The 18325-nt window shown below is 74.9% G+C and carries 15 protein-coding genes; 4 read left to right on the forward strand and 11 right to left on the reverse strand.

Annotated features, from left to right (window positions below):
• Nucleotides 1-31: 31 nt before the first annotated feature.
• The gene (locus tag ACA514_RS43620) at nt 32-1378 is read left to right on the forward strand and encodes a cytochrome P450 (RefSeq protein ID WP_375047360.1); all 1347 of its coding nucleotides are present in this window, start codon (nt 32-34) and stop codon (nt 1376-1378) included.
• 4 nt (nt 1379-1382) lie between these two features.
• Here the strand turns inward: ACA514_RS43620 and ACA514_RS43625 are convergent, their stop codons facing one another.
• From ACA514_RS43625 to ACA514_RS43635, 3 genes are all read right to left on the reverse strand, one after another.
• A complete protein-coding gene (locus ACA514_RS43625; RefSeq protein ID WP_375047361.1) occupies nt 1383-1754 on the reverse strand; it encodes a VOC family protein in 372 nt (123 codons plus the stop codon).
• A gap of 146 nt (nt 1755-1900) precedes the next feature.
• Complete coding sequence (locus ACA514_RS43630; protein WP_375047362.1) at nt 1901-2479, reverse strand: hypothetical protein; 579 nt, start codon at nt 2477-2479, stop codon at nt 1901-1903.
• Nucleotides 2480-2592: 113 nt separating this feature from the next.
• Complete coding sequence (locus ACA514_RS43635) at nt 2593-3600, reverse strand: helix-turn-helix transcriptional regulator (RefSeq protein WP_375047363.1); 1008 nt, start codon at nt 3598-3600, stop codon at nt 2593-2595.
• 62 nt (nt 3601-3662) lie between these two features.
• Between ACA514_RS43635 and ACA514_RS43640 the strand changes: the two genes are divergently transcribed.
• On the forward strand, nt 3663-5966 hold the full coding sequence (locus tag ACA514_RS43640; RefSeq protein ID WP_375047364.1) for an ATP-binding cassette domain-containing protein: 2304 nt from the start codon (nt 3663-3665) through the stop codon (nt 5964-5966).
• A 40-nt stretch (nt 5967-6006) separates the two neighbouring features.
• Here the strand turns inward: ACA514_RS43640 and ACA514_RS43645 are convergent, their stop codons facing one another.
• Together ACA514_RS43645 and ACA514_RS43650 are read right to left on the reverse strand one after the other, a co-directional pair.
• Nucleotides 6007-7749, reverse strand: a complete 1743-nt coding sequence (locus ACA514_RS43645) for a hypothetical protein (RefSeq protein ID WP_375047365.1) — start codon at nt 7747-7749, stop codon at nt 6007-6009.
• Nucleotides 7750-7892: 143 nt separating this feature from the next.
• A complete protein-coding gene (locus ACA514_RS43650) occupies nt 7893-8363 on the reverse strand; it encodes a PPOX class F420-dependent oxidoreductase (protein ID WP_375047366.1) in 471 nt (156 codons plus the stop codon).
• Nucleotides 8364-8515: 152 nt separating this feature from the next.
• On the opposite strand from ACA514_RS43650, the gene ACA514_RS43655 reads away from it, so the two are divergent.
• Entirely contained in the window at nt 8516-9358 is an 843-nt protein-coding gene (locus ACA514_RS43655) for a tyrosine-protein phosphatase (protein ID WP_375047367.1), read from the forward strand.
• A gap of 46 nt (nt 9359-9404) precedes the next feature.
• Nucleotides 9405-10190, forward strand: a complete 786-nt coding sequence (locus ACA514_RS43660) for an SDR family NAD(P)-dependent oxidoreductase (protein ID WP_375047368.1) — start codon at nt 9405-9407, stop codon at nt 10188-10190.
• A 31-nt stretch (nt 10191-10221) separates the two neighbouring features.
• Here the strand turns inward: ACA514_RS43660 and ACA514_RS43665 are convergent, their stop codons facing one another.
• The 6 genes from ACA514_RS43665 to ACA514_RS43690 form a co-directional block, all read right to left on the reverse strand.
• The gene (locus ACA514_RS43665; protein ID WP_375047369.1) at nt 10222-10695 is read right to left on the reverse strand and encodes a TIGR00725 family protein; all 474 of its coding nucleotides are present in this window, start codon (nt 10693-10695) and stop codon (nt 10222-10224) included.
• A 10-nt stretch (nt 10696-10705) separates the two neighbouring features.
• Complete coding sequence (locus ACA514_RS43670) at nt 10706-11005, reverse strand: 4a-hydroxytetrahydrobiopterin dehydratase (RefSeq protein WP_375047370.1); 300 nt, start codon at nt 11003-11005, stop codon at nt 10706-10708.
• A gap of 81 nt (nt 11006-11086) precedes the next feature.
• A complete protein-coding gene (locus ACA514_RS43675; protein ID WP_375047371.1) occupies nt 11087-13180 on the reverse strand; it encodes an ArnT family glycosyltransferase in 2094 nt (697 codons plus the stop codon).
• Nucleotides 13181-13198: 18 nt separating this feature from the next.
• Nucleotides 13199-15307, reverse strand: coding sequence for a glycosyltransferase family 39 protein (locus tag ACA514_RS43680; protein ID WP_375047372.1), 2109 nt, complete (start codon nt 15305-15307; stop codon nt 13199-13201).
• Entirely contained in the window at nt 15304-16728 is a 1425-nt protein-coding gene (locus tag ACA514_RS43685) for a glycosyltransferase (RefSeq protein ID WP_375047373.1), read from the reverse strand. Before ACA514_RS43685 ends, ACA514_RS43680 begins: the two co-directional genes overlap by 4 nt.
• A gap of 98 nt (nt 16729-16826) precedes the next feature.
• Nucleotides 16827-18287, reverse strand: a complete 1461-nt coding sequence (locus ACA514_RS43690; protein ID WP_375047374.1) for an ATP-binding protein — start codon at nt 18285-18287, stop codon at nt 16827-16829.
• Between the last annotated feature and the right edge of the window lie 38 nt (nt 18288-18325).

Genomic DNA, 18325 nt, shown 5'->3' on the forward strand with positions numbered 1-18325 from the left:
CCCGCCCGCCGGGGCGTGCGAGGATGGGCGCGTGGGATCCGCGACGATGACCCCGGCCGCACCCTTGACCCCCTCCCCGGCGGTGACCGCCCGGCACGGCGTCGGGTTCGCGATGAACCCGTGCGCGAGCCTGCTGCGGCTGTACGCCGAGCACGGCCCGGTCGTGGCCGTCGGGACGCGCCGCAGGCCGTTCGTGCACCTGTTCGGCCCGGACGCCAACGCGTTCGTGTTCGCCAACTCCGGGCTGTTCCGCTGGCGGGAGGCGTTCGACCTGCTGGTGCCGGTGAACGGGGAGACCGCGCTGATCGTCAGCGACGGGCCCGACCACCGGCGGCGCCGCCGGCTGGTCCAGCCGGCGTTCCACCACCGCCGTGTCGACGGGTACGTCGCGCGGATCGCCGCCAACACCGATGCCGCGCTGGCGTCCTGGACGCCCGGCCGGACGCTGGACGCCTACGCCGAGCTGCGCGGCGTGATCCGCCGCAGCACCGTGGAGGTGCTGTTCGGCGACCGGCTCGCCGCCGACGCCGAGGTGATCGGCCGCGGCCTGCAGGTGGCGCTGGCCGGCATCGACCGCAACTTCGTGGCGCAGATGATGCTGCGGTCGCTGCCCAACCCGTACTGGCGGCGCGTCACCGCCTCCCGCGCGGCGGTCGCCCGGCGCGTGGACGAGGAGATCGAGCGCCGCCGCCGCGAGGGCGCCGACCACGACGACGTGCTCGGCATGCTGATGGCCGCCCGCGACGAGGACGGCTCGGGCCTGACCCGCCAGGAGCTGCAGGACCAGGTCATCAGCCTGATCTCGGCGGGCTACGACACCACCAGCGCGGCGATGGCGTGGGCGGTGTACGCGCTGCTGGTGCATCCGGACGTGGCCGAGCGGGCGCGCCGGGAGGTCGCCGATGTCCTGGGAGGCCGGCCGCCGGAGGCGGCCGACCTGCCCGAGCTCACCTACCTGGACGGGGTGGTGCAGGAGACGCTGCGGCTGTTCCCGCCGGCGGTGATGAGCGCCCGCGTCCCCGTCGAGGACTTCGTGTACGCCGGGCACCGGATCCCGGCGGGCGCGATGGTGCTGTACTCCCCCTACGTCACCCACCGGATGCCGGAGGTGTGGCCGCAGGCGGGGCGGTTCCGGCCCGAGCGGTGGGACCCCGCCTCGGAGCTGTACCGCCCCACCGGCGCCTCGACGTTCCTGCCGTTCGGCGGCGGGCCGCACCGCTGCATCGGCTCCACGCTGGCGACCGTCGAGATCAAGACGATGCTCGCCTGCCTGCTGCGCGGCACCCGGCTGCGGCTGGTGTCGCCCGCGGTGACGCCGACCAGCGTCACCGCGATGCGGCCCCGGGGCGGCCTGCCCGTCCGCGTCCTGCCCGCCTGACCCGCTACTGCCTGCGCAGGCAGACGCAGAACGGGTGCCCGGCCGGGTCGGTCAGCACCCGCCAGCGGTCGCCGCCCGGCTGGAAGTCGGGCCTGCCGCCGCCGAGCTCGGTGACCTGCGCCTCGGCCTTGTCGAGGTCGTCGACGTAGAAGTCGAGGTGGTACTGCTGGGGGCGCTCCCCGGTCGGCCAGGTCGGCGGCTGGTGCCCGGCGTCGCCCTGGAAGTAGACGTTCTGCCCGCCGGGCAGGGCGACCGCGGCGGCCTCGGGGGTGTCGAAGGTGACCTCGCCGCCGGTCAGCGCCGCGTAGAACGCCGCGAGCTTCGGCGGTTCCGGGCAGTCGATGTTGACGGCGATGAACTCCGCGATACCTGACATATGTGTGCTCTTCCTGCCTGTTACGAGGTGATATGGAGAGCATCGCAGAAGAGACTGACACCTTCTGTCAGGTACATGGGCTCTGTCGGGTACGCGGGCCGGGCGGCCGCGACACGGCCGCCCGGCCCGCACCTGCCGTCAGGCGGTCACGAGGGCGCGCCGATGGCGAACTGCTCCCATGGGCCGATCGTGGCGTTGCGGGCGCGCAGCATTCCCGCGTCGCCGTCGTCGTATCTCAGCTCGGCCGAGACGTAGCGACCGTTCTCCAGGGATCTGATCGCCCAGGTTCCGGAGGCGGCGCCGCGGTAGAGGGCGAACTTCTCCCAGGGGCCGACCACGTCGGCGCGGGCGCGCAGCATTCCCCCGTCTCCCCCGCTGTAGCCGAGCTCCGCCGACACGTACCGGCCGTTGGCGTCGGACTGCAACCACCATGTGGAGTTGCTGCAGTGGAAGGTGTAGTGCTCCCAGGGGCCGATGGCGTCGGCGCGGGCGCGCAGCATCCCCCAGTCCCCGTCGTCGTAGCCGAGTTCGGCCGAGACGTACCGGCCGTTGGCGTCCGAGGAGATGAACGCCGGGTCCGGCAGCGACACCTCGCAGCCGACCCGGGTGAATTCGGCGCGGGCACGAGGCGCGGGGGCGGCGTGGGCGGCAGGGGCCGTCACGGCGCCGATGGCGAGGGCGAAAAGTCCTGCCAGGGCGGTGCCTGGGGGGATGCGCTGGATCATCGCGGGTCCTTTCCTTGGATGGCGATGATCCCCACCATATTGCTACTCATAGTAGCCGATCGATCACATGAAGTGTTTCCGCCGGGTGACGGAGTGCGGGCCCCCGGGGACCTTCAGGACCTGGTATCGGGCGCCGTGCGGGACGGGCCGTCCGCCGCCCGGCGGGAGGGCGCGGTGGCGCGGGTGAGGCGGGCGCCGACGGCGGCGAGCCGCTCGGCGAGTTCCGGCGGTTCGACGACCTCGAACTCCAGGTCGAGGTAGGCGATGCGCAGCGCCGTGTACTCCAGGGAGTCGGGCGCGGTGCGCAGCGTGCAGGTGCGCTCGTCGACCGGTTCGACCTCGGCGCCGGTGACGCGGAACCGGTCGATCAGCTCCTCGGCGGGGGCGTGCACGGTCAGCACCGCCTGCCGCAGCGGCCGCGAGCGGGCCAGGGAGCGGGTGACGAACGCGGCGGCGTCGCCGGCGGGCAGGTCGCGGGGCGGGCGGCGGACGCCGGTCGGGTGCGGGCGGGACACGCGGTCGACGCGGAACGTCCGCCAGTCGTCGCGTCCGGTGTCGAAGGCGACCAGGTACCAACGGCGCCCGGCGGTCACCAGGCCGTGCGGGTCGGCCAGGCGGGAGGTCTCGGCGCCGCCGGTGTCGCGGTAGGCGAAGCGGATCCGCTCGCCGTCGCGGCACGCGGCGGCCAACACGGTGAGGGTCTCGGGGTCCACGGCGGGCCCGGCGGGAGGCCCGGTCAGCGGGGTGGTGGCGGCGTGCAGGGCGCCGACGCGGCGGCGCAGCCGCGCGGGCAGGATCTGCTCCAGCTTGGCCAGCGCCCGCACCGACGCCTCGCCGATGCCCTCGACCGCTCCCCCGGCGGCGCCCCGCAGCCCGACCGCGATCGCGACGGCCTCCTCGTCGTCCAGCAGCAGCGGCGGCAGCGCCGTGCCGGCCTCCAGCCGGTAGCCGCCGACCTTGCCGAGCGTGGCGTGGACGGGGTAGCCGAGGTCGCGCAGGCGTTCGACGTCGCGGCGGACGGTGCGGACCGTCACGCCGAGCCGCTCGCTCAACTCCGGGCCGCTCCATTCGCGCCGGGTCTGCAGGAGGGACAGCAGTTGCAGCAGGCGCGCCGAGGACATGCCGTCAGTATGCCCACCAATGAGGACCGTTCCTGACCTCTTTGCTTCGTAGCGTGGGCGGCATGTACGGGGACGACATCATCATCAGCAGGGCACGGGAGAACAACCTCAAGGACGTTTCGCTGCGCATCCCCAAGGGGCGCCTGGTGGTGTTCACGGGGGTGTCGGGGTCGGGGAAGTCGTCGCTGGTGTTCGGGACGGTCGCGGTCGAGTCGCGGCGGCAGCTCGCCGAGACGTTCAGCTGGTTCGTCCGCGACCGGATGCCCAAGCACGAGCGGCCCGACGCCGACGCGATCGAGAACCTGGCGCCCGCCGTCGTGGTCGACCAGCGGCCCATCGGCGGCGGCGCCCGCTCCACGGTCGGGACGGCGTCGGAGATCCACCCGGTGCTGCGGGTGCTGTTCTCCCGCCACGGCGTCCCCAGTGCCGGCGAGGCGTCGGTGTACTCCTTCAACGACCCGCGCGGCATGTGCCCCGAATGCGACGGGCTCGGCCGCGTCACCCGCGTCGACCTGGACCGCTTCCTCGACACCTCCAAGACCCTTAACGAGGGCGCGGTGAACTTCCCGCCGTTCGGCGTCGGCACGTTCGTGTGGCAGCTGTACGCCGAGTCGGGCCTGTTCGACCCGGACAAGCCGCTGCGCGACTTCACCGCCGAGGAGTGGGACCTGCTCCTGCACGGCAAGGGCTTCCGGGTGAAGCGGCTGAACCGGACGGGGTCGCTGGGCAGCAACGCCTACGAGGGCCTCGTCGAGCGGTTCGACCGCCTCTACATCAAACGCGACATCGACACCCTCAAGGGGGCGGTGCGGGACGCGGCGCGGCGGGTCGTCCGCGAGGAGGCGTGCCCCGAGTGCGGCGGTGCCCGGCTGAACGCGGCGGCGCGCGCGTCCCGGGTCGCGGGGCGGACGATCGCCGAGCTGTGCGCGCTGGAGATCGGCGACCTGATCGGGGTGCTGGAGGGCATCACCGACCCGGTCGCCGCCTCCGTCGCCGGGGCGGCGGTGACGCGGCTGCGGCGGCTGGCGGAGATCGGCCTGGGCTACCTGAGCCTGGACCGGGAGACCCGCACCCTGTCGGGCGGGGAGGCGCAGCGGCTGAAGGTCGTCCGGCACCTGGGGTCGAGCCTGACCGGCATGACGTACGTGTTCGACGAGCCGAGCGCCGGGCTGCACCCCCGCGACTTGGACCGGCTGGTCGCGCTGCTGCGGCGGCTGCGCGACAAGGGCAACACCGTGCTGGTGGTCGAGCACGACCCAGCCGTTATCGCCGCCGCCGACCACGTCGTGGACATGGGGCCGGGCGCGGGCGCGCGCGGTGGCGAGGTGGTGTTCACCGGGACCGCCGCCGGGCTGGCCGGCGCCGCCACCCCGACGGGACGCTCCCTGCGCAGCGTCCGGCCCGTCAAGTCGGCGTTCCGGGAGCCGTCGGAATGGCTGGCGGTGACCGGCGCGAACGCCCGCAACCTCGACGACGTCACGGTGCGGTTCCCGGCCGGCGCGCTGACGGTGGTGACGGGCGTGGCGGGGTCGGGCAAGACCAGCCTGGTGATGGAGGAGTTCGCGGCGCGCCACCCGCACGCGGTGGTGGTGGACCAGTCGGCGATCACCGCGTCGCGGCGCTCCAGCCCCGCCACGTTCCTCGGCGCGATGGACCCGCTGCGCCGCCTGTTCGCGCGGGCCAACGGGGTCGACGTCGCGCTGTTCAGCCACAACTCCGCGGGCGCCTGCCCGCACTGCGACGGCGCCGGCGTCGTCCGCACCGACCTGGCGTTCATGGACCCGGTCACCGTGCGGTGCGAGGCGTGCGGCGGGCGCCGCTACCGCCCCGAGGTGCTGGCCCACACGCTGCGGGGCCGGTCCATCGCCGACGTGCTGGAGACCCCCGCCGAGCAGGCGCTGGCGCTGTTCACCGGCGACGACGCGGCCGAGCGTACGATCACCGCGCGGCTGCGGGCCCTCACCGACGTCGGCCTGGGGCACATGCCGCTCGGGCGCCCGCTGTCGTCGCTGTCGGGCGGGGAGCGGCAGCGGGTGAAGCTGGCGGCGCGGCTGCACCGCACCGGTCAGCTGTACCTGCTGGACGAGCCGACGACCGGCCTGCACGCCGACGACGTCACTGCGCTGCTGGCGCTGCTGGACCGGCTCGTGGACGCCGGCAACACCGTCATCGTCGTCGAGCACGACCTGGCGGTGGTCAAGCACGCCGACTGGGTGATCGACCTCGGGCCGGGCGGCGGCCGCGCCGGCGGCCGGGTGGTGTTCGAGGGCACCCCGGCCGCGCTGGTGGGCGCGGAGGGCTCGGTCACCGCCGAGTTCCTGCGCCGCTCCCTCGGCGCCCGCACCAAGCGAGCGATCGCGAGCTGACGCGCCGCGGCCGTCCACGGCCCCGTCTCGTGGACGGCCGTCATCCGTCGCCGAGCACCACCGTCTTGTGCGGCGTCGAGGTGGCGACGAGGGCGTCGTTGAGGACCAGGGCACCGCCGGCCGCGGCCTGGATGCCGTACAGGTGATCGGGCCGGGGGAACGCCGGGGACACGCGGGCCAGCAGCGCGCCGGTCCGGGCGTCGTTGACGTCGACGTGGTCGACGATCTCTCCGCCGTGGTCGCTGGTGAGGGTGTAGACGCGTCCGTCGGCGACGGCCATCGGGGACCTGAGCTGCGTCGTCTCCTCGGCGCCGGGGAAGGGGAAGCTCCAGAGCCGGCGCCCGGAGACCGGGTCGGTGGCGCAGATCCCGTCGCGGTGGTCGTGATCGGGGTGGAGCCGGCACGGGCCGTAACCGGTCTCGGTGTCGAAGATCTTGCCGTCGCCGTCGATGGGCTGGCGGTGCTCACCGAGCTCCGCGCCGGTCGCGGCGTCGTAGACGGCCTCCCGTTCCAGTGTCCAGACCACCATTCTGTTGCGGTCGAGGGCGTCGACCTTGACGGGAAGTTCGCGGGCGAGGTCTCTGCCCGGCCACCAGCTCGCGAAGCTCTTGCTCCACCGGCGGTGTCCGGTGGAGGCGTCGTAGCCTTCCAGCAGCAGCCCGGTCTCCGGGCACTGGCGGCGCAGGATCAGCGTGCTTCCGATGGTGCCGCCCACTCCCTCTTCGCACCGGTCGCGCAGCCGCCAGCGCCGGTGACCGGTCGCCGGGTCCAGCACGCTCAGGTCCTGGTAGGTGGGTATGGCGGCCATCCGGCCGATGAAGGACGAGCCGCGGTCCAGGTCGACCGGGTCGCCGGGGACCGTACGCTCCCAGCGGACCTTGCCCGTCCGCACGTCGAGCATCATGGCCGTCATCGGCGCCTCGGTGTCGTCGGTGTCGTGGTCGACATGGGCCCACACCGTCAGCAGCCGTCCGGTGGACGGATCGAGGTCGGCGTCGAGCAGCTGGTGGTCGCGGCGGGTGAGTCGCCAGTAGGTGGTGGGCGGGCGGACGCCGTACACCGTCACCGAACGGGAGTCGCGGGCCGCCCGGATCACGATGCCGCGGTAGGTGAGGACGTCGAACGGATAGGTCATCTTCACGTACTGCGGGCGTTGCGGGGCCTGTGCGGCGATCGGGGCCGGGAAGGAGCCGTGCGGGCCGTCCATCGTCCAGTCCGGGCGGTTGAGGCGGGCGTCCCATTGCAGCCACAGCCCGGAGGCGACCACCATGATCCCGGCCGTGACCGCGGCGGTGGCGGGCGAGGGGACGCGTACTCGGCGGCGCGGCGTGGGCGGCCCGTCCCGGCCGCCGGTGCGGAGCGCGGACTCCAGCCGTTCCAGGCGTTCGAGCCGCCGCACCGCCAAGGCCGGGGTGACGATCGCCGCGCCGACCAGGAAGACCGCGGTGCCCAGCGTCTGCTCGTCATGGGATGCGATGAGCATGGCCGCGCTCATGACGAGCGCCGCCACCGGCGTCCCCAGGTACAGCCACCCGTACCGGCGGACCTGGCGGCGCGTGAACGCGCTCAGCGCGACAGTCGGCTCGTCCAGGGCCGGGTCGGCGGGCGGGACGCATTTGCGGACGGCGCGTGCCACCGCCGCGCGTTCGGTGACGGGCAGCCGCCGGACCGGTTCGGGGAGGTTGCGGCTCTGCCGGCGCCGGTCGGCGAACCGGCTCAGCAACCCGCGCGGCGGGGACGGGGACGTGGGCGGCTGTTCTGGGCGGACCGCGGGCTCGGGCATGCCACCGTTTCCGGACGTTCGACGGGATTCGGCGCGGGGTGATCCACTTATACAGGATCAGTCCGACAGCGTCCGTCAGATGCGTCAGGGAGGGTGGTTCGGTCTTCGGGGCGGGCGGCGGGCGGCGGGGGGCCGGTGGGCGGTCAGTCGGTGGGGGCGAGGCGGGGGGGGAAGCCGCCGGTCGCGATGGGGCCCCAGCGGTCGATGGCGACGCGGATGAGGGACTTGTCCTGGCGGCGCATCGCCTCGCGGTACTCGTCCCAGTCGGGGTGCTCGCCGGCGATGCAGCGGTAGTAGTCGACCAGGGCGTCGGCGGCCTCGGGCATGTCGATGACCTCGGCGGTCCCGTCGACCTGCACGTAGGGGCCGTTCCAGTCGTCGGACAGCACGCACAGCGACACCCGCGCGTCGCGGCGGGCGTTGCGGGCCTTGACGCGCTCGGGGTAGGTCGACACCACGATGCGGCCCTCGGTGTCGACGCCGCAGGTCACCGGCGACAGCTGCGGACGGCCGTCGGAGCGGGTCGTGGCGATCAGCGCGCGGTGCCGGGGCCGCAGGAAGTCCAGCAGTTCGGAGCGTTCGACGCGGTTCGCGGTGGCGATCGAAGGAGCCATGCCTCCACCTTAGGGACGGCCCGGGCGGCGACCGTTGTCGCCCCGCACAATGATCGCCGGGAAGTTTTGAGGGCTCACCAGTTCATCGCCGTCCGGCCGGGCTGCATCATGGCGGGCGTCCCCCTCTCCCCCGCCGCCCGATGAGGATCGCCATGCGCACCCCCCGCACGTCCGGAGTCCTGCTCGGCACCGCGCTGCTGGCCGGCGCGCTGACCGCGCCGCCCGCCCTCGCCGCCGCCCCGGCGCAGGCGCCCGCCGCGTCCGCGGCCCGGTCGGCGGCCGCGGCGCCGCGGCTGGCCACGGCCGCCAACTTCCGCGACCTCGGCGGGTACGCCACCGCCGACGGCCGGCACGTCCGCGGCGGCGCGGTGTACCGGTCCAACTCGCTGGCGAACCTGTCGGCGGCCGACCAGCAGACGCTGCTGGACCTCGGGATCACCCTGGACGTGGACCTGCGCAACGCCAAGGAGCGCTCCGACGACCCCGACCGGCTGCCCGCCGGGATCGCCTACAAGGTCGCCGACGTGGAGGACCTGTCGCACGGGATCTCCTTCGCCGACCCGGCGCTGGGCGGCCTGCTGTACGGGTTCCTGATGGGGTTGCTGACCGGGTCGTCCAACCTCGGGCAGTCCATCGCCTACCCGTTCATGGTCGACTTCAGCGGGGCGAGCCGCGCCTACCGCGACCTGCTGACCTCGATCGCCGCCGATCCGGGCGCGACGGTGTTCCACTGCACCGCCGGCAAGGACCGCACCGGGTGGGGCGCGGCGGTGCTGCTGACGATCCTCGGCGTCCCGAAGGCGACGGTGTACCAGGACTACCTGGCCAGCAACGCCTACCTCGGCAGGCCCGACGCGGTGGAGTCGTCGTGGCTGGATGAGGCGTTCCACGAGGTCGACCAGGCCTACGGCGGCTTCGACGGCTACGTCCGCAAGGGCCTCGGGCTCAGTGACGCGACCATCGCGGCGCTGCGCGCCAAGCTGCTGACCTCCTGACCCCGGCGGCGTGCCGGGCGGTGGCGGGCCCGTAGGCTGCCGTTCCGTGATCGATCGGACGTCGTCGTACCTGGCCGGGCTGTTCTCGCTGGAGGGCAGGACGGCGGTGGTGACGGGCGGCAGCTCGGGGATCGGGCGGGCCGTCGCCGAGGCGCTGGCGCGGGCGGGCGCGTCGGTCGTGGTCGTCGCGCGCCGCGAGCGCGAACTGGCGGGCACGGTCGCGGACCTGCGGTCCCGCGGGTGCCGGGCGGCGTGGGTCAGCGCGGACCTGGGGTCGCGGCCGGGGGTGGCCGAGGCGGCGCGCGGCGCCGTGGAGCCGTTCGGCGAGCCCGACATCGTGGTCAGCGCGGCCGGGATCAACCTGCGGCCGCCGATGGAGGAGCTGGGCGAGGAGGTGTGGGACGCGACGATGGCGGTGAACCTGGACGCGCCGTTCCTGCTCGGGCAGCGGTTCGGGCCGGGGATGGCCGAGCGGGGGTTCGGGCGGCTGGTCCACATCGCCTCGCAGCAGGCGTTCCGGGCGTTCGTCACCAGCGGCGCCTACGGGGTGTCGAAGGCGGGGCTGGTGGCGCTGGCGCGGTCGCAGGCGGAGGCGTGGTCGGCGCGCGGCGTCACCGCCAACGCCCTGGTGCCGGGGTTCGTGCTGACGCCGCTGAACGCGCGGCTGCAGGACGATCCGGCGCGGGTGCGGGCGCTGGCGGCGCAGACGATGACGGGCCGCAACGGCGTCGCCGAGGACTTCGCGGGCGCGGCGGTGTTCCTGGCCTCGCCGGCGTCGTCCTACGTCACCGGGCAGGCGATCTTCGTGGACGGCGGTTTCTCGGTCCACTGACCCGGGCGGCCGGGGCGCCGGGGGCGCGGGGTCAGTCCCACAGGCCGGTGGCGCGGACGGCGTCTGCGGGGTCGGTGGCGTGCACGATCCCGGCGACGGGCCGGCCGTCCTCGTCGTGGACGAGCCAGCCGCCGAGCTGCACGACCGGGACGCGTCCGGCGCGCATCGCCAGCGCCAGCTCCGACAGGGTCCCCCAGGACCCGCCGACGACGATGACGGCGTCGGCGGCGTTGACGATGAGGTTGTTGCGGGCCTGGCCGAGCCCGGTCGGCAGCGCGACGGTCAGGTCGGGGCCGGCGGCGGACCGGTCGGCGGCGGGCAGCACCCCGACCACGGTCCCGCCGGCGGAGCGGGCGCCGGCGGCGACGGCGGCCATGACGCCGCCGTGCCCGCCGCAGACCACCACGGCGCCGCGGGCGGCCAGCAGCCGGCCGGTCTCGTGGGCGCGGTCCCAGTCGCGTTCGGTGCATTCGGCGGGTCCGCACACCGCGACCTGCACGGCCATCGGGCGCCCGCTACCGCGCGCCGTGCCGTTCGGCGATCCGGTCGATCACCGCGGCGAGGTCGAAGTCCTTGCCGGTCAGCCCGCCGGCGCTGTGGGTGGACAGCGCGAACGCCACGGTCCGCCACCGGATGTCGATGTCGGGGTGGTGGTCGGCGTCCTCGGCGGCGCGGGCGACGTCGTCCACGACCGCGATGCCCGCCAGGAACGAGGGCGCCGTCACCTCCCGGCGGATCTCGTCGCCGTTCCTGGTCCAGTCGGGCAGGGCGCGCAGGCGGTCGGCGACGTCGGTGTCGTCGAGCGTGTCGGCCATCGGTGATCACTCCCCGTCGTCGGGTCGTCGCGGTGTCCTCTCCGAGTACATCACGGACCGCGGCGGGTCCGGTGGCGCGGGTCACGCGGTTCCGGACGCGCCGGCCGACAGGTCGTACAGGGTGGTGCCTCCGACGGTGGCGGCCTTGAAGTGCGCGGCGACCCATGCGCTGATCTTCTGGGCGTCGTCGCTTCCGCTGCCGCCGCCGCGGCCCATCATCGTCCCGCCGCCGCCGATGAAGTAGTGGATCTTCCCTTGGCGGACGAGGCTCTGGAACCGCGCGAGGGTGGGGGCCGGGTCGGTGCCGTTGAACCCGCCGACCGCCATGACCGGTTCGCCGGTGGCGAGCTGGTAGCCGGCGGCGGTGTTGGACCCGATCGCGGCGGCGGCCCAGGTGTAGGACCGGGCGTTCGCCTTGAGCGCGGCGGTGACCTGCGCGCTGGGCGTTCCGGCGTTGAGGAGCCCGCCCGGGCCGCCTCCCGCGCCGCCGCCGGGACCGCCCGGCGCCGTGCCCTGGGGTGCGCCCTGCCCGGTTGCCCGGCCGCCGGTTCCGGGTCCGGGGACGCCTGCGCCGGGCTGCCCGCCCTGCTGCGGGGCGAGGCCCTGGCCGCGGTTCCAGCCGCCGCCGGGGCGGCCGGCTCCGCGTCCGCCGCCGCCCGGTCCGCCCCGTCCGGGCCCGAAGCCGCCGGAGGTGCGGGGGCCGGCGGTGACGATGGAGCCGGTGTGGGGGGTGCCGGCCGTGTCCACCGCGTACGCGGCGGGCCCGGCGAGGGACGCGGCGGCAGCCAGGACCAGCACGGCGGCCAGCAGCCGTCCGTGCAGCAGCCGCACGCCGGCGAGCGCCGCGGCGGCCGGCAGCCCGCCGGCGACGATGACGGGGCCGAGCCAGGGGTGCCAGCCGGGGGCGCGGCCCAGCAGCACGTACGCCCACACGGCGGTGACCGCGACCGACACCGACAGGAACGCGGCGCCCTCGGTGGTGCGGCGCCATTCCCACAGCAGCGCGGCGCCGATGCCGACGAGGGCGGCGATGGCGGGGGCGAGCGCGACGGTGTAGTACTCGTGGAAGATCCCCTGCATCTCGCTGAAGATCGCGCCGGTGAGCAGCAGCCAGCCGCCCCACAGCAGCAGCGCGGCGCGGGCCGGGTCGGTGCGGGGCGCGCGGCGGGTGGCCCACAGCCCGGCGGCCAGCAGGATCAGCGCGGCGGGCAGCAGCCAGGAGATCTGGCCGCCGATCGCGGCGCCGAACATCCGGCCGGCGCCGGCGTCCTGGTTGAGGTTGCCCAGGCCGCCGGTCTCCTCGCCGTTGAGACGGCCGAGGCCGTTGTAGCCGAGCGCCAGTTCCAGGACCGAGTTGTGCTGGGATCCGCCGATGTAGGGGCGGGAGGAGGCGGGCACCAGCGCGACGGCCAGCACCCACCATCCGGCGGCCGCGACCAGCGTGGCGCCGGCGAGCAGCAGCTGCCACAGCCGCCGCCGCAGCGGGGTGGGCGCGGTGAGCAGGTACACCAGCGCGAACACCGGGACGACCAGGAACGCCTGCATCATCTTGGCCAGGAACCCGGTGCCGACGCACGCGGCGGCGACCATCAGCCAGCGGGTGCTCGCGTTCTCCTGGGCGCGCAGGGCGGCGTAGGCGCCGGCGGTCAGCAGCAGCACCAGCAGCGCGTCGGGGTTGTTGAACCGGAACATCAGCGCGGCGACGGGAGTGAGGGCGAACGCGGCGCCGGCCAGCAGTCCCGCCCAGGCGGGGAACCGCCGCCGGACGGCCGCGTACAGGGTCGCGACGGTCGCGACGCCCATCAGCGCCTGCGGCGCCAGGACGCTCCAGGAGTTCACCCCGAAGATCCGCGCGGTGATCTCCATCGGCCACAGCGCGCCGGGCGTCTTGTCGACGGTGATGGCGCCGGCGGCGTCGGATGAACCGAAGAAGAACGCCTTCCAGCTGGTCGCGCCGGCCTGGACGGCGGCGGAGTAGAACGCGTTGGCCCAGCCGGACGCGCCGAGGCCCCACAGGTACAGCACGGCGGTCGCGGCGAGCAGGGCGAGCAGTGCGGGCCGGGCCCAGGCCGGGTCGGCGGCGGGCCCGCGCCACAGGCGGTGCAGGACGCGGTGCGGGAGGCCGCCCCGCCCGCGCGGGGCGGCGGGCGGGGCGGCCTGGATCGTGGAGGTCATCGTTGGGTGTCCCAAGGGTCAGCCGAGCTTGTACAGCTGGGCGCCGGTGGAGCCGGACGTGGAGGTGCCGCCGTATTCGGCGGGCTTGACCAGGGTGCCGTTCTTCTGCACCCAGGCGGTGACGGAGGCGTCGCCGCCGCCTCCGGGGCCCATGCCGCCGCCGAGCAGGATGTAGCGCAGCCTGCCGTCCTTGACGTACTGCTGCAGCTTGGCGACGGTCATGGCGGGGTCGCTTCCGGTGAAGCCGCCCATCGCCATGACGGGGCGTCCGGTGCTGAGGATGATCGGGTCGGCGGTGCGGGAGCTGGAGACCGCCAGCAGCCAGGTGGCGTTCCCCTGGTTCTTCTCCAGGTAGGAGATCATCTGGGTGCTGACCTCGCCCCCGCCCGGGCCGCCGCCGAAGCCGCGCCCGCCGCCGCCGGCCCAGGGCATCTGGCCTGCGCCCTGTGCGTTGCGTCCCTGTTCCGGGGTCCGGCCGCCGGGGGCGACGCCGTTCGGCGGAGTGCCGCCGCGCGCTTGGCCGCCGGGGAAGCCACCGGGTGAGCCGCCGCGGAACCCGCCGGGCATGCCGCGCATTCCGCCGGGTCCGGATCCGGTGGAGGGCCCCGCCTGCGGGTTGGAGCCGCCCGAGGGGGCCGACGCCGCCGACACCGCGTAGGCGCCCGGCCCGGCCAGCGCCGCGACGGCGGCGAGGGCGGTCCCGGCCACGACGGCGCGGGTTCCGGCGCGGCGGACGAAACGGCCCAGCAGCAGCGCGGCGACCGCCAGGACGGCCGCGGCGGCGATCGTCCAGCGCAGCCACGGGTGCCAGGACGGGGTGCGGTTCAGCAGCGTGAACGCCCACGCGCCGGTGACGGCGATCGCGGCGCACAGCACCGGTGGCCACACCCGCGACAGCCGGCCGCCGGCCTTCCCGGCGCCGTGCAGCAGGACGGCGCCCGCGCCGGTCAGCGCGGCGATCGCCGGTCCCAGGGCGGTGGTGTAGTAGGGGTGGAAGGTGCCTTCGGCGAAGCTGAAGATGACGTAGTGGACGGCCAGCCACCCGCCCCACAGCAGCAGCGCCGCACGGGCGAGGTCGGTGCGGGGCCGCTTCCACAGCAGCACCAGGCAGGCGATCAGCGCGATCACCGCGAACGGGATCAGCCAGGAGATCTGGCCGCCGACGACGTCGTTGAACAGCCGCCCGGCGCCGGCCTGGCCGCCGAAGGAGGCTCCCCCTCCCCCGCCGCCCGGGCCGCCCGCGCCGCCGGGGCCGTTGTTCTCGCCGAAGACGCGGCCGAGGCCGTTGTAGCCGATGACCAGGTCCCAGACGGTGCCGTCGGTGCTGCCGCCGATGTAGGGGCGGCTTCCGGCGGGGATGGCGTCGACGATCAGCATCCACCAGGACGACGACACCGCCAGGACGGCGCCGGCGGCGGCGAGGTGCCCGAGGCGCCGCACGATCCCCGGGCGTCCGGCGATCAGGTAGACCAGCGCGAACGCGGGGACGACCAGGAAGGCCTGCAGCATCTTGGTGTTGAAGCCGCAGCCGACGAGGAACGCCGACAGCAGCAGCGGGCGCAGCCGCCCGGTCTCGACGGCGCGCTGGCACGCCCACGCGGCGGCGACCAGCAGCAGAACCAGCAGCGTGTCGGGGTTGTTGTCGCGGTTGATCGCGACGGTGATCGGGGTGAGGGCGAGCACGGCGGCGGCGATGAGCGCCGCGGGGTGCCCGAACGCGCGGCGGACGGTGGCATGCAGCAGGGCGACCGCGGCGACGCCCTCGATGACCTGCGGGAGCAGCAGTGCCCAGGTGCCGAAGCCGAGGACGCGGCCGAACAGCTCCATCACCCACAGCGCCATGGGCGGCTTGTCGACGGTGATGTAGTTGCCGGCGTCCAGGGAGCCGAAGAAGAACGCCTTCCAGCTCTGGGTGCCGCTCTTGACGGCGGCGGCGTAGAAGTCGTTGGCGTAGCCGCCGGAGGTCAGGTTCCAGGCGTACAGGGCGGCGGCGACGGCCAGGACCGCCCACAGCGCGGGGCGGGCCCAGCGGGGGTCGCCGGGGGCGCCGAGGAGCAGCCGGCGGATCCGTCCGGCGCGGGCGGGGGCGGGGGTGCCGCCTGCGGGCGCGGTGATCGTCTGGGTCATCGGCGGGTTCCTCCAGTCTCCTCGGCGGCGGCCGGCGTGCGACCATCCTGGGAGATCGTGACGTCGGTTCGGGGGCCGCCGGCGTGCGGGGAGCCGGCGTCCGGGTCGGGCGCCGCCGTCGCGGGCGCCGCCGTCGCGGGCGCCGCCGTCGCGGGCGCCGCCGGGGAGGCGGCGTGGCCGAGGCGGCGGGGGTGGAAGATCCAGGCGCGCATCAGCAGGAACCGCACCAGGGTCGCGACGGCGTTGGCGGCGATGAGCGCGGCGACCTCGACGGCGCGGGACGCGCCGGGCGCGGCGGCGTGCAGCAGCGCCAGCCCGCCGGTGGACAGCGCGAGGCCGAGCAGGAACGTCAGGCCGCCTTCGAGTTGCTGGCGGAAGGCGCGGCGGGTGCCGGTGACGCCGAAGGTGAAGCGGCGGTTGGCGGCGGTGTTGAACACGGTGGTGATGATCAGGGACAGCGCGTTGGCCCACAGCGGTCCCATCGCCAGGCGCAGCAGCACGAACAGGACCAGCTGCGCGAGGGTGCTGATGGCGCCGATGACGGCGAAGGCGGGCAGCTGCCGCGCCATCCCGGCGGGGAGCGCGGCCCCGGCCTGCCCGCCGGTGGGGCGGGTGCGTCCGCCAACGGGGGCGCGGAACGCGCCGGTGAGCATGCGGCGGCCGACGCGGGCCATGCCGCGCAGGTCGTCGCGGGTGGTGCGGACGACGTCGACGCGGGAGTCGGGGTCGTCGACCCAGTCGACGGGGACCTCGTGGATGCGCAGCCCGTTGCGTTCGGCGAGCAGCAGCAGCTCGGTGTCGAAGAACCACTCCTCGTCCTCCACCGAGGGCAGCAGCGCCTGGACGATCTCGGTGCGGGCGGCCTTGAAGCCGCACTGGGCGTCGGAGAAGCGGGCGGCGAGGGTGGTGCGCAGCAGCAGGTTGTAGCAGCGGGAGATGACCTCGCGGCGGGGGCCGCGCACGACGGCGGACCCGCGGGTGAGCCGCGACCCGATCGCCAGGTCGCTGTGCCCGGAGATCAGCGGCGCGACCAGCGGCAGGAACGCGTCCAGGTCGGTGGACAGGTCCACGTCCATGTAGGCGACGACGTCGGCGTCGCTGGTGCCCCACACGTGCCGCAGCGCCCGTCCGCGTCCCTTGCGTTCCAGCCGGACGGCGTTGACGCGGTCCAGCCGCGCCATCAGGTCCCCGGCGACCCGCCAGGTGCGGTCGGTGCTGGCGTTGTCGGCGATGGTGATGCGGAAGGGGTAGGGGAAGGTGTCGGACAGGTAGGCGTACAGGCGCTGCACGCTGGCGGCCAGGACGCGTTCCTCGTTGTAGACGGGGATGACCACCTCCACCAGCCGTCCCCGCCCGCCGTGGTCGTGCACGGGCGGGGGCGGCGCGGCGGGCGTGCCCCGTTCGGTGACAAGGTGACTCATGTGACCGAGGTTCGGTGGCCGGTGTGGGAAGCCCCTGAGCCGTTGATTAACGCGGTATGAGAAACGCCGCGGCCGCCACTCAGGGGGCGCGGCCGGGGTCAGTCGCGGGGCTGGGCGGTGCCGGGCAGGCGGACGCGGGCGAGGGTGCCGCCGCCGTCGGCGGCCTCCAGGGCGACGCGGCCGCCGCTCTCGGCGACGACGCGCGCGACGATCGACAGGCCGAGCCCGGAGCCGGGCAGGCTGCGCGCCGACGGGGACCGCCAGAACCGCTCGAACACGTGCGGGAGGTCGGCGGCGGGGATGCCGGGGCCGTGGTCGCGGACGGTCAGCTCCCCGCCGGCGAGCCGCACGGCGACGGTCCCGGCGGGCGGGGAGAACTTCACGGCGTTGTCCAGCAGGTTCACCACGGCGCGTTCCAGGGACGCGGGGTCGCCCTGGACGTACCAGGGTTCGGTGTCGGCCCGCACGGTCAGGCCGGGGCCGCGCAGCCGGGCGCGGTCGACGGCGCGGTCGACGACCTCGTGCAGCGCGACGCTCTGGCGGACCGGTTCGGCCTCGTCGGGCCGGGCCAGTTCCAGCAGGTCCCCGACCAGGCTGGACAGCTCCAGCATCTGCGCCTTGACGCTGACCAGCAGGTTGTGGCGGGTGGCGGCGGGCAAGTCGCGGCCGCTGGCCTCGGCGCGCAGCAGCAGGTCGATGTTGGTGCGCAGGCTGGTGAGGGGGGTGCGCAGCTCGTGCCCGGCGTCGGCGATGAGCTGCTGCTGGCGTTCCCGGGAGGCGGCCAGGGCGCCGGTCATGGCGTTGAAGGAGCGGCCGAGCCGGGCGATCTCGTCGGTGCCCTCGGCGGGGATGCGGATGCCGAGGTCCTCGGTGCGGGCGATGTGCTCGGCGACGCCGGTCAGCTCGTCGACGGGCCGCAGCGACGCGCGGGCGATCATCAGGCCGGCGGCGGCGGACAGCAGCACGCCGAGGGCGGTGACGGCGACCAGCAGCAGCGCCAGGTTGTCCAGGGGCCCTTCGACCTCGTCCAGGGAGATGGCGACCGACACCGCGATCCGGACGCCGCCGGTGGTCTGCGCGGGGAAGGTGAGGATCCGCACGTCCTCGGTCTTGCCGCCGGCGGTCACGCCGGTGCCGTTGTGCAGCGCCCGGTCGCTGTCGCCGCGGGCGACCCGCGCGTCGGCGGCGGTGACCTCGAGCGATCCGAAGTTGGGGATGGTGCAGGCCCGCCCCTGCGCGTTCACCACCTGGGTGATCTCGTAGGGGCCGAACGGACGCAGGTCGGTGTTGCCGCCGGTGGCGTCGGAGCGGCACATCAGCAGCGCCTGGTCGATCTGGCGCTCCATGTTGTGCAGGAAGCGGCCGCCCGGTCCGGGCTCCCCGCCGGGCACGGGGCCGGGCGGGGCGCCGATGGACGCGCCGAGGCGGCGGTCGAGTTCGTGGTAGAGCTGGTTGCGGGTGAGGTACCAGCCGGCGGCGGCGCAGACGGCGACGGCCAGGGCGACGGCGGCGGCGGTGAGCAGCGCCATCCGGGCGCGCAGGGTGAGTCGCCGTGTCATTCGGAACCGCCGGGTCATGGGCGGTTTCCCGGCCGGGC

It is taken from the genome of Actinomadura sp. NTSP31 (assembly GCF_041951385.1).
Classification (GTDB): domain Bacteria; phylum Actinomycetota; class Actinomycetes; order Streptosporangiales; family Streptosporangiaceae; genus Spirillospora; species Spirillospora napierensis.